This is a genomic window from Phyllobacterium sp. CCNWLW183, assembly GCF_037203775.1.
In the GTDB taxonomy this organism is placed as follows: domain Bacteria; phylum Pseudomonadota; class Alphaproteobacteria; order Rhizobiales; family Rhizobiaceae; genus Phyllobacterium; species Phyllobacterium ifriqiyense.
In genome coordinates, this window is sequence record NZ_JBBCBN010000004.1 from 71667 (window position 1) to 83491 (window position 11825).

Annotated in this window: 12 protein-coding genes; 6 read left to right on the top strand and 6 right to left on the bottom strand. The window is 51.1% G+C overall.

All coding sequences use genetic code 11. The features are described from left to right. Positions 1-41 precede the first annotated feature (41 nt). The 3 genes from V9K95_RS10715 to thrC form a co-directional block, all read right to left on the bottom strand. Positions 42-623, bottom strand: coding sequence for a GNAT family N-acetyltransferase (locus tag V9K95_RS10715; RefSeq protein ID WP_115052090.1), 582 nt, complete (start codon positions 621-623; stop codon positions 42-44). A gap of 6 nt (positions 624-629) precedes the next feature. Beyond that, positions 630-1925, bottom strand: coding sequence for a M16 family metallopeptidase (locus V9K95_RS10720; RefSeq protein WP_115052088.1), 1296 nt, complete (start codon positions 1923-1925; stop codon positions 630-632). 100 nt (positions 1926-2025) lie between these two features. Next, positions 2026-3432: a threonine synthase gene (thrC, locus tag V9K95_RS10725; RefSeq protein ID WP_115052086.1), complete on the bottom strand. Its 1407-nt coding sequence runs from the start codon at positions 3430-3432 to the stop codon at positions 2026-2028. A gap of 141 nt (positions 3433-3573) precedes the next feature. Between thrC and V9K95_RS10730 the strand changes: the two genes are divergently transcribed. Then, positions 3574-4179, top strand: coding sequence for a hypothetical protein (locus tag V9K95_RS10730; protein WP_336440774.1), 606 nt, complete (start codon positions 3574-3576; stop codon positions 4177-4179). 33 nt (positions 4180-4212) lie between these two features. Here the strand turns inward: V9K95_RS10730 and V9K95_RS10735 are convergent, their stop codons facing one another. Beyond that, positions 4213-4899, bottom strand: a complete 687-nt coding sequence (locus V9K95_RS10735; protein ID WP_115052083.1) for an HAD family hydrolase — start codon at positions 4897-4899, stop codon at positions 4213-4215. A 208-nt stretch (positions 4900-5107) separates the two neighbouring features. Here V9K95_RS10735 and V9K95_RS10740 point away from each other — a divergent pair, with 208 nt between their 5' ends. After that, positions 5108-6241, top strand: coding sequence for a site-specific DNA-methyltransferase (locus V9K95_RS10740; RefSeq protein ID WP_336440775.1), 1134 nt, complete (start codon positions 5108-5110; stop codon positions 6239-6241). 96 nt (positions 6242-6337) lie between these two features. Here the strand turns inward: V9K95_RS10740 and V9K95_RS10745 are convergent, their stop codons facing one another. Further along, positions 6338-6949, bottom strand: coding sequence for an HAD family hydrolase (locus V9K95_RS10745; RefSeq protein WP_336440776.1), 612 nt, complete (start codon positions 6947-6949; stop codon positions 6338-6340). Next, positions 6946-8025: an A/G-specific adenine glycosylase gene (mutY, locus tag V9K95_RS10750; RefSeq protein ID WP_336440777.1), complete on the bottom strand. Its 1080-nt coding sequence runs from the start codon at positions 8023-8025 to the stop codon at positions 6946-6948. Before mutY ends, V9K95_RS10745 begins: the two co-directional genes overlap by 4 nt. Before the next feature lie 84 nt (positions 8026-8109). On the opposite strand from mutY, the gene V9K95_RS10755 reads away from it, so the two are divergent. From V9K95_RS10755 to V9K95_RS10770, 4 genes are all read left to right on the top strand, one after another. Continuing rightward, the gene (locus V9K95_RS10755) at positions 8110-9429 is read left to right on the top strand and encodes an O-antigen ligase family protein (RefSeq protein ID WP_336440778.1); all 1320 of its coding nucleotides are present in this window, start codon (positions 8110-8112) and stop codon (positions 9427-9429) included. A 17-nt stretch (positions 9430-9446) separates the two neighbouring features. After that, on the top strand, positions 9447-10421 hold the full coding sequence (locus V9K95_RS10760; protein WP_336440779.1) for an NAD-dependent epimerase/dehydratase family protein: 975 nt from the start codon (positions 9447-9449) through the stop codon (positions 10419-10421). Between the two features lie 24 nt (positions 10422-10445). Then, the gene (locus V9K95_RS10765) at positions 10446-10946 is read left to right on the top strand and encodes a DUF721 domain-containing protein (protein WP_336440780.1); all 501 of its coding nucleotides are present in this window, start codon (positions 10446-10448) and stop codon (positions 10944-10946) included. Between the two features lie 131 nt (positions 10947-11077). Beyond that, a complete protein-coding gene (locus tag V9K95_RS10770) occupies positions 11078-11764 on the top strand; it encodes a DsbA family protein (RefSeq protein ID WP_115052070.1) in 687 nt (228 codons plus the stop codon). Positions 11765-11825: the final 61 nt, after the last annotated feature.

Sequence of the window (11825 nt, forward strand, 5' to 3'; positions counted from 1 at the left end):
TATGTCCAGTCAATAAAGCCACCGATAATACCTTTGCTTGGTTACCGCCACCGATCGTCTTCAATAAGCGAGAAGAGCAGGTGGTTTTGCCACATACCATTGATTTTGAGGTAGGAGCGTAACAGTCCTTCCTTCTGAAATCCGGCTTTTTCGAGAAGCCGGATAGATCTTTCATTGCTTGGAATACAGGCCGCTTCCAGCCGGTGCAACCTTAGCTTGGTAAAAGCATAGGGTATAATTAGCCGAAGAGCTTCATACATATAGCCTTGACCGGCAAACGGCTCGCCAACCCAATAGCCAATCATGCCATTCTGCCCCACACCGCGGCGAATATTGCCAAGGGTAATGCCACCAATAAGGCGCGAGTCGGTGTTGCGAAACAGGAAAAAGGGATAGGCCGTTCCGGCAGCCGCTTCCTCGTCATAATGCCTGATCCTGTGGCGAAATGCATTTCGCTCCAAATCGTCTACAGCCCAGAGCGGCTCCCAAGGCACCAGAAAATCACGGCTTTGCGCGCGGAGCGTTGCCCAGGCCTTATAGTCCGAAAGTTGAGGTGGACGTAAATACAGCCGCTCGCCCTGAAGGGGCGGGGGTGCACTTTTCAGGAACGGCAGCGCGATCATCGCACTTTAGACAGCGATTTTTCGCGGGCTTGCCGATATTGACGTCAAACCGTTGCGAACGTCATCAAATTTCATTAATGAACCAATTGGACCAACAGCGGCAATCGTTGGTGTCGTATCCAGAAACAATCGGCCTGCAAGATCTGTCAGCCGCTCGACCGTAATCTTGGACAGCCGGTCGACCAGCGCTTCCGTTGATACAGGTTCACCGTAAAGCATGATCTGCCTTGCGATTTGTCCTGCCCTGCTGGCAGCACTTTCATGCGACATCAGCAGGCTCGCACGATACTGTGCGCGGGCGCGATTCAATTCCTCCTGGGAGATATTGCGTGCAGCTTCGTGTAGCTCGTTGATAATGACGGGAACAAGCTTTTTAAGATTGCTTCGGCCAGTTGCGGCATGAATGCCAAAAATGCCGGTATCGGAAAAGCCCCAGTGAAAAGCATAAACGGAATAACATAATCCGCGTTTTTCCCGCACCTCCTGGAAAAGCCGCGAAGACATTCCCCCGCCAAGCACCATGGAGAGCAATTGCGAAGCGTAGAAGTCACGCACGTGATAAGCGCGACCTTCAAAGCCAATGACCAATTGAGCATCCATTAATTCCCGCTCTTCCCGGAAATCACCGCCGACATAATGTGCTGGATCAGCCTCAGGCGCAGTGGATTTTGCCCGGAATGAGCCGAGACGTTTTTCAACTTCGCGCACAAATTCGTCGTGCTTTACGCCGCCTGCGGCAACGACGACCATGCGTTCGGCGCTGTATTGCTCATCCATATACTGGCGCAGATCGGCTGAGGAAAAAGATTGAACGGTCTCAGGTGTCCCGAGAATGGTCCTGCCTATAGTCTGATTTTTGAAGGATGCCTCGGTAAAACGGTCAAAAACAACGTCATCGGGCGTGTCATGTGCAGCGCCGATTTCCTGCATAATGACGTTCTTTTCACGTTCAAGTTCGTCTGCATCAAACTTGGAACTTGTCATGATGTCGGTGAGGATATCGATAGCCAGCGGCATGTCATCGCGCAGAACGCGAGCATAATATGATGTCGTCTCGACACTGGTTGCTGCGTTGATCTCGCCGCCAACATCTTCAATATCGGCCGCAATTTTCCACGCGGAGCGATTTTCGGTCCCTTTAAATGCCATGTGTTCGAGGAGGTGAGCCATGCCATGCTGGTTCTTCGCCTCACTTCTCGACCCTGCTTTTACCCAGATGCCAAGTGCTACACTCTCCACATGCGGCATTGTCTCTGTCGCAATCGTCAAACCGTTGGAGAGGCGACTGATTTCAACGCCCATGCAATGCTCCTCACTTGCCGCCCTGCTGCGCCGTACATCCGGACTGGAAGCACACTATACGCAGCAGCACCTTGTATTTGTTCATCACCGCTCAATCCGTTTAAAGCTTATGAGGTGACGCACGCGAATGTTGGCTAATATACTCTTTCACATTTTTCAGGTCGTTGGGAAGTACCGTATATTGTTCTTTTCGTTCCATCAGATCGCCGAGCCACGCCGGAAGATCGGCATTTACTCCGCTGGCATCTTTTACAGCATCTGGAAATTTTGCGGGATGGGCTGTCGCAAGAACGACGCTCTGCTGATCTGCTGGAATTTTCTCACGGGAAACCTTCAATCCGATGGCAGAATGCGGATCCATGAGATAACCGGTGGACCTTAGCATTTGACCGATTGTTTCGGCTGTTTCTGCTGCCGTTGACCGGCCAGCGCCAAATTCTTCGCGTATCTTGCTCAGCGCGGGCTCCCCAATCACGAAGCTGCCGGATTGTTTCAGATTATTCATCAGGCGCAGGACAGCCTCGGCGTCCCGACCGTGTGCTTCAAATAGCAGCCGTTCGAAATTCGATGACACTTGAATGTCCATGGACGGCGATGTCGTATGAAGAACGCCGCGCGTTTCATAATTCCCCGTTTCGATCGTGCGGGTCAGAATGTCATTGTCATTCGTTGCGATGACCAGCTGATCGATTGGCAGGCCCATGCGTTTTGCCACATAACCAGCGAAAATATCACCAAAATTCCCGGTGGGGACAGTAAAGGATATTTTGCGATCAGGACTGCCGAGGGAAAGTGCCGAGGTAAAATAATAGACGATCTGGGGCATAATACGTGCCCAGTTGATCGAATTGACCCCTGATAATGACAGGGTGTCGCGAAAGTTCAAATCATTGAACATGCCTTTGACGAGCGACTGACAATCATCGAAATTTCCTTCGATTGCCAATGCATGCACGTTGGGCGCGCCGGATGTCGTCATCTGTCGCTGCTGCACCTGGGAAACCCGGTTGTGCGGAAACATGATGAAAATATCTGTCCTGTCGCGATTGGCAAAAGCCTCAATGGCTGCGCCGCCTGTATCTCCGGACGTTGCTCCTACTATGGTGGCCCGCTCATTGCGCTGTGTCAGTATGTAATCCATCAGACGGGCCAGCAACTGCATCGCCACGTCTTTGAAGGCGAGGGTGGGCCCGTGAAAGAGCTCTAGAACAAATTCATTATGCGCGGTTTGAACGATGGGACAAACCGCATCATGACGAAATGTTTCATAGGCTTCGTGTACCATACGCTCGAAATCAGACTGATCAATATCGCCGTCGATAAAGGGCGTCAGGACATGAATCGCGATCTCAGCATAGGTTTTCCCACGAAGCGAACGAAGCTCTGCAGCGGAAAACTGTGGAAAATGCTCCGGAAGATAGAGACCGCCATCGCGTGCCAGACCCGCCAGAAGCGCGTCGGAAAAGGCAAGTTTAGGGGCTTCGCCGCGGGTACTGATGTATTTCATATTTTTGCCTTGTGTACCTTGTCTAAGAGTGCCGATATCGTGCTGGTAAAAAAGCTGATGAAGCCCGTCGCATTATTTGCTTACCGTTGGTATAGAACATGTCGGTTCGTCAAGCTTCGTTCTTTGGGGAAAGTTCTATTCATGAAGTCAAAAACACATAATTCTAAGCCTTTCTATCAACTTTACGCCCCAGTTTGTGCTTTGGTCTTTGCTGTGGGACTGAGCGCCTGTTCTACGAGTGGCTCAAAAACGGAAGATCCCAATAGTCCGAAAGCCCAGGCATTGGGCCAGGCCCAGGAGCGTATCAAAGCTTCAGAACTATTGGCTTTCTGCCCGCAAGTTACTATTCGTGAGGGCACATCCGTTTTGACGAACTACGGAAAAGCCGAAAAAACTCCAGATAATCTGATTTACCAAGCTTCAATCTCCAATGAGACACGATCCTGCAGCACCGTTGACGGCAATATGACGATGAATGTTGCCATTGCTGGTAAAATCGTGCCCGGGCCGAAATTTTCGCCCAATACTGTGAACGTGCCGATCCGTGTCGCCGTCGTGCAGGGTACTGAAGTTCTCTATTCGAAACTGCACCATCAGGCAGTTCCAGCGAATGACGGTAGTGCCGCAACACAATTTGTTTTCAACGATGCGAACGTTTCTTTCCCAAAACCTTCGGCTCAAAATATTCAAGTCTTTATCGGTTTTGATGAATCAGGCGATGCGCCCAAAAAATCGAGAAAAAAGTAAGAAAAAGCCGGCAGTAGCCGGCTTTTTCTTCATTTAAACAGTTTCTGACCAGATTGACATGGCCTCGATGGTGGCCGGCAAATCCCTGTGACGGCTGATAACCGTTTCGGCACCGGCGTCAGTAAGCTTGTCGGCGTGGCCGGGATAGGTGTGCGAGCCACCGGTAAAGCCGATAACGCGCATGCCAGCCGTATGTGCAGCGTGCACGCCATGCGTGGAATCTTCTATCACGATGGCATTTGCCGGATTCACATTGAATTGCTTGGCGGCAAACAGATAGACATCCGGCGCTGGCTTTGGCTTTTGTGTCCCCACTTCGCGTGCGGAAAAAATGTGAGGGGAAAACAACTCGTAAAGCGTACTTTGCTCAAGCATCATTTTCAGTGAAGAACTGATCGAGTTGGAAGCAATGCACTTTGGGTATTTCAGCGAGGCTATAATCTGTTCTGCGCCCTCAATGACGTTCAACTCATTGCGCAATTTATGGTCCATCTGGCGGGCCGATTCTTCGATCAGTGATGCTGAAATCGGAATGCCGGATTCTTTCTCGACCTGTAGCAGTATATCGGTCCATGTCAGACCCGCAAAACGTTCAGCGATTGTCTCTGGGTCAATCGGATAACCCGATTGCGTCAGTAATTGAGATTCAACTTCGGCAGCGAGGAATTCTGAATCAACGAGCACGCCATCGCAGTCGAAGATTATGAGTTGGGGTTCCATTGAATAATACCTGTCCGGAATAGTGTGCGGCAAATAATGCACGCCTCGGGTCAATTGGGGGGATTACGGGCATCGACTACACCCTTATCGGCCATGCGTCAAAGAAAAGCTCTTCGGTCAACTCATGATCTACCTGCTCTTAACGCGATATTTACCCTACGCGGTAACCATAAGGATCAGTAAAGCGTCTCCAGTAATCGAGTATCCCATGTCTGTTGTCCGTCGCGTGAATGAACTTCCCCAGTCCGCACCGCAAGCGTCCTGGCTTGATACGATTCTCAAGGGGGATTGCGTTGCAGCCCTCAACCGGTTGCCCGATCATTCGATTGATGTGATCTTCGCCGATCCGCCTTACAATCTGCAGCTTGAAGGTGATCTCCATCGACCGGATCAATCCAAAGTGGATGCTGTCAACGATCATTGGGATCAATTTGAGAGTTTTCAGGCCTATGATGCGTTCACCAGAGCCTGGTTACTGGCCTGCCGCCGCGTCTTGAAGCCTAATGGCACGATTTGGGTGATCGGCTCTTACCACAATATTTTCCGCGTTGGCGCAAGCATGCAGGATCTCGGATTCTGGATGCTCAACGATATAGTCTGGCGCAAGAACAACCCAATGCCCAATTTTCGTGGGCGCCGATTCCAGAACGCCCATGAAACCATGATTTGGGCATCGCGTGATCAGAAGGCGAAAGGCTACACATTCAATTATGAGGCCATGAAGGCAGCCAATGACGATCTGCAAATGCGATCGGACTGGCTTTTCCCGATTTGCACAGGGGGGGAGCGTCTTAAAGATGAGAATGGCGACAAAATTCACCCGACGCAGAAACCTGAAGCCCTCCTTGCCAGGATACTTATGGCGTCATCGAAGCCCGGTGATATCATTCTCGATCCGTTCTTCGGTTCTGGAACAACCGGCGCGGTTGCAAAACGTCTCGGACGGCACTTCGTCGGGATCGAGCGTGAGCAAAAGTATATCGACGCTGCGACAGCTCGGATCGGTTCTGTGGAGCCGCTGGCAGGCGCCGAGCTGACAGTGATGACAAGCAAGCGTGCCGAGCCCCGGGTCGCGTTCGGGAGCATTGTCGAGTCCGGCATGTTAAGGCCTGGCGCGATCTTGAGCGATGCACGCGGACGTCATGCTGCCATTGTTCGGGCTGATGGCACTATCACAACAGGCGGCGATGCAGGGTCTATCCACCGCATGGGTGCGAAAGTGCAGGGATTCGACGCCTGCAATGGTTGGACTTTCTGGCACTACGAGGATGAAGGCTCGCTGAAGCCTATCGATGAACTGCGCAAGCAGGTTCGTAGCGGGATGCTTTCCGCCGGAGCTTGAGGAATCTGATCGGCGGTGATCTCCAGCGCCGTTCCGATACACCAACGCCCGAGGCTTGGCATCGGGCGTTTTGTTTTGTTCCAAGGTGAGATAAAATCAGACCTGAATGCCGAGTTTGTTAAGATCAGTTCTCAACGTATCAGGGTCGATAAACTGTATCGACTGCCAGCCCGCCGCTTGCGCGCCAACAACGTTCTTCGGGCTATCGTCAATGAATAATGTTGCAGCTGGATCGACACCAAATGTTTTGACGTGGTGATCGTAAATGGCCCTATCAGGCTTGATGAGGCCAATATCACCTGAAATCGTAACGCCGCGGCTTTCGGTGAGAAACGGAAAGCGTTCCCACGCCTCACGCAATGTGTCCGAAGCAAAATTCGTAAGCATTGTAACGTCATGGCCATCGGCAATAAGTTTGCGCATTATTTCAACGCTGCCATCAATGGAATGAGTGATCATCATGTGCCAGTTCTGCCTGAACGCTCGAATATTATCTTCATGGTCAGGATATTCTGCGATCAACAGGGCCTCGGCTTCGGGCCATTTTCTGCCGCGGTCCTGTTCAATATTCCACGCACTTGTACAGACGTTTTCGAGAAACCATTTCCGCTCAGCTGCATCCGGAATTAGCTCGCGAAATGCGACATCCGGCTCGTAGCCGATGAGAACCATACCAATGTCGAATACGATATGCTTGACGGGCGTCATTCCGGTTTCCTTCTTTTCGTAAAAGCGTCTGGGATGGCAGCAGCAATTGCCTTTTTCATGACCGTCGGCAACGCCTCTTGATGAAGATTTTCGACTTTCACCCACCAGCCGCCAACACCTGGACGGGCCGCGATACCATCAGCCTTGTAGATGCTTAAACGCAGTTCGAAATGCGTGAAAACATGCGTAATTTTACCTGTTGGTGTCCAGTCCGCGGGAAAAGGCGCTGCGTCGATTCGGGTATCTCCATCAATCCGTGCCGTCCACGCCGTTGTTGGCACTTGGGCCATGCCACCCAGCAGTCCTGTTTCCGCTCGGCTTTGAAGATAGATTTCATTGTCGGAAGAAATGGCGACGAACGCGGCTCCAAGGCGAACAGGCTTATCCTTCTTAGGAGCTTTCACCGGAAAGCGCTCCGGCTCTCCTGTTTTCAGTGCCTGGCAATTATCATTGACAGGACAAATAATGCATGCCGGTCGTTTTGGGGTGCATATACCTGCTCCGAGATCCATCATGGCCTGCGCAAAATCGCCCGGTCGTTCGCTCGGGGTAAGCGCCTGCATCTTTGCTCGTATTGCTGGTTTGGCCGAAGGGAGAGGGGTGGTTATGGCGTAAAGCCGTGTGATGACACGTTCCACGTTTCCGTCGACAACGGCCACAGGCCTATCGAATGCAATGGATGCGATAGCCGCAGCAGTATAATCACCTATTCCCGGTAGAGCTTTCAGATCGGGAGTTTCACTTGGAAATCGGCCATCATAAAGATTGGAAACGATGTCGGCACATTTTTTCAGATTGCGTGCTCTGGAATAATAGCCAAGGCCAGCCCAGGCCCTTAGCACATCGTCCTGACTGGCGGCGGCGAGACGGACGACCGTCGGCCATTTTTTTGTAAAGGCGTTGAAATATGGCTTTACCGCTTCAACAGTTGTCTGTTGCAGCATGATTTCTGACAGCCAGATGCGATAAGGATCTGCTATTTTCCCTTGTGATCGTTCACTTGGGGAAATTCGCCACGGCAAAATCCTGTGGTGGGCATCATACCATTTTACCAGTTTTGTCGTTATGGGTTGCATCAATCACAAACTGCGTTACAGGGTAGAAATACGTTATTCATAAATTGGCTGATTATGCCAGTTTCAGTCATATTCGGAACCGTCATGTTTCCAGAGCAGTTGACCAAGGCGCTACTGATCCCTTCAAAGGGGCATTATGTGGGGATTGATCGCAATAATCGTATTTTCACTTTTATTTTTGCGCTTTTTCCAGGACTGCTCGCAAGTGGAACTTCAGTAATATTGGTTTGCGCGTTCGCTTGGGCATTAATCTCACTTGCCGTGAAGCGCTTTCCATTTGAACTCACACGCACCGACAAAATAGTCGCGTCATGCGTGACATTGTTTGTTTTGACGACCGTATTGTCAGTCGTCATGCACCCCAATGCATCAGATGACAAGACGTTCCTGTTGAAGATGATACCTTTCCTGGCAATCTGGTTCGTCATTCCGAGGCTTCGCGTTAGCATCTCGGGGCGCTTGATCCCGTTTTTGATCACCGGTGCCGGGCTTGGAATGATCGGGTCTTTGGTTTTCAGCATCATACAGGCCGTTTTTCTCGACATTCGAGCGGAAGGTGGTGCAGGTAATGCCGCTGTCTTCGGACTGTTTACCGTATTGTTTGGAAGTATTTCGCTTTTAAACGCGCATTCAGAGAGCAAAACGGAGCGTATGATAGCGGTTGCGGGGTTTGCATGTGGACTTCTGTGCGCATTCCTTTCGGGCACGCGATCCGCGTGGCTCGTCATGCCGTTCAATTTTGTGATCCTGTTCTGGTATTTGCGTGGTCAGGAACTCCCAGTAGTCGGTAGATCGATCAAGGTGGTCTTGGCCATTCTTATTGTCGCTGTGCTTGCCATTGCCGGACTGAAGGTAAAAGAGCGTTATCACGCGCTGGAATCGGATATTTCCTTGCTCGATGAAAAGCCAAACGAGATAAGCTCTTTAAAGGCCCGTATGCTTTTATGGGAAGGGGGAATGAAAGCCTTTCTCCAAGCGCCCTTGATGGGTTATGGCCCCCAAAATCGCATGGAGAAGGTGAATAGCGCTCTGGATGTGCCCGGAGGGAAAAAACTGTTGTTTACGCATGTTCACAATGGCTTTTTAAACGCTGCTGTCGATGGAGGAATTGTCGGCCTGTTAGGGGTATTGGCGCTGTTAGCTGCGCCACTTATCGCCGCTTTTCGAAAAAAACGTGGACCTGGTCGTGATATTGCAATTGCCATTTCACTTCTGCTTGTAACCAGTTATGTGGTTACCGGTACATTCGGGATCATGTTTGGTCATGATGCAACTGATGCGGTGTTCGTTTATCTCACGATAGTGCTTTGCTGGATCGCGGGAGAAGCGGTCTATCTCTCGGTTTCGCAAACAGCTGAACTGGCGGAAACCGATAAAATTGCCCTGGGCGAACGAACAAGTTGAGTGAGAAAATCTATTAAATGAAGGCAATTGTAACGGGTGCGGCGGGGTTTATCGGATTTCACGTGGCGAGCCGTCTCGTAAGCGAGGGATTTGACGTTCTCGCGATCGACAATCTCAATGATTATTACCCTGTTGCGCTCAAAGAGACCCGTCTTTCTGTTCTACAGGGCAAGCGGGGTAATCGGTTTGTACTGGCTAATATTGCCAACCCGCAAGAGCTGGCTTCAGCGATAGCCCATGATCTTGACGCGGATATCATAGTACATCTGGCTGCGCAGGCCGGGGTGCGCTATTCGGTTGAAAATCCGGCAGTTTACGTCGATGCGAATGTTCAGGGCCAGGTGACTATCTTTGAACAAGCCCGCAAAATGACCAAATGCCCGCCCATTGTCTATGCCAGTTCGTCGTCGGTGTACGGCGCGAACAAAAAGGTACCGTTTGCTGAAAATGATCCCGTTGACCAACCGGTTTCGGTCTACGCGGCCACCAAGCGCTCGGCGGAACTACTCGCTCACTCCTACAAACGTGTCCACAATGTAAATTCGACCGGACTGCGCTTCTTTACGGTCTATGGGCCCTATGGCCGACCTGACATGGCTCCATGGCTCTTTACCGACGCAATTTTGCGGGGAGAGCCGATCAAAGTTTATAATCACGGCAATATGGAGCGCGACTTCACGTTCATTGATGATATCGTCAATGGTGTATATGGCGCTGTCCGCCGCATATTATCTCACCCGAATGAAACCGCGCCCATCTATAATTTGGGTAATAACAAGCCTGTTGCGCTTATGCGCTTCATAGAAATCATCGAGCAGGCTTGTGGCCGGGAAGCTATCAAGAAATTCGAATCAATGCCGGCTGCCGACGTGGTCCGCACCTATGCCGACATTGAATTGGCCTCGCGTGATCTTGGATTTGCGCCCACCATGGCGCTTGAGGATGGCCTTCCATTGTTCGTTGAGTGGTTTCGCGGCTATAATGGCCGATGAATTATTCGTATATGACTTGTTTTCATGACTAATGATCGCAGCAAAAAGGGTTTTCGGCCCCTTGCCGATCCTGCAGCGGGCATTCTTGATCCTGTCCTTCGCAAGCGCGCCGGGATCACCATAGAACTCGTGCAGTCATGGGAAGAAGTCGTTGGACCAGATCTCGGCCAACAATCACGCCCGCTAAAGCTGCTCTGGCCCCGTAGGGCTCATGAGGATGATCCGTTCCAACCTGCAACGTTGATTATTGCTTGCCAGGGTTTTACGGCGATGCGGATGAGCCATGAAACCGGCGAGATTATCAGCCGCGTCAACGCCTTTCTCGGCTTTGCAGCAGTCGGACGTGTCAAAATTGAGCAAAAGCCTGTGGCACTGCCTGTTGTAAAGCGCCGTGAGCTTCCTCCTGTTGATGCTACTACGCGCGCCAAGATCAGTCATTCGGTGGAGAATATTGAGGATGAAAATCTCCGCGAAGCGCTGCAAAAACTTGGTCAAAGCATTCATGCTGAAAAGAACAGACGTTGAGACGAGATTGCATTCTCATCACGAAAAATTCAAAGACAGAATGGTAAAGCTGCCTTAAAGAGACTGCCATCGAGCTTTAACGCTGCAATACTTTGTAATTGCATGATCAACGCCGGAGACTGGTGACCCTGATGACTGAATTGTTGAATCGCAGAAAAATCCTGGGCCTTGCGGCTATTTCTACAGCAGCCATTGCTTTAACGGCGGGTACGGGCGCATGGGCGCAGGAAGCTGCGGCACCCAAGGACGTAAAAGTACCAGCCTCGACGGGTAAGGTAGACGAGGCCAAGCTTGTTGCAGCAAGCGGTTTGAAGGACATGGTTCTCGGCAAGGCCGATGCGCCCGTAACAATCATCGAATATGCTTCGATGACTTGCCCACATTGCGCGCATTTCTCCACCACCACTCTGCCGACTATCAAGGAAAAGTACATTGATACCGGCAAGGCCAAGTTGATTCTGCGCGAATTTCCGTTTGATCCGCGCGCTGCTGCAGCCTTTATGCTGGCACGTTGCGCACCGGAAGATCGCTACTATCCAATGGTAGAAGTGTTGTTCAAACAGCAGGAACAGTGGGCTGCGGCAGCAAATGCCGAGGAACCACTGCTTCAAATCTCCAAATTGGCCGGTTTTACACAGGAGTCATTCAAAGCTTGCTTGACGAACCAAAAGCTTCTGGATGATGTGAATGCTGTGCGTGAGCGCGGTGCCAAAGAATTCGGTGTGGATTCAACGCCAACCTTTTTTATCAATGGTGCCAAGTATTCGGGAGCCCTATCGGTTGACGAAATGTCAGCGATCATTGACGGCCTGCTCTAATACCCGCGATCAAATTTCCGGCGGGCGCGAAATTGCGTCCGCCGTTTCGATTCTGGGCATC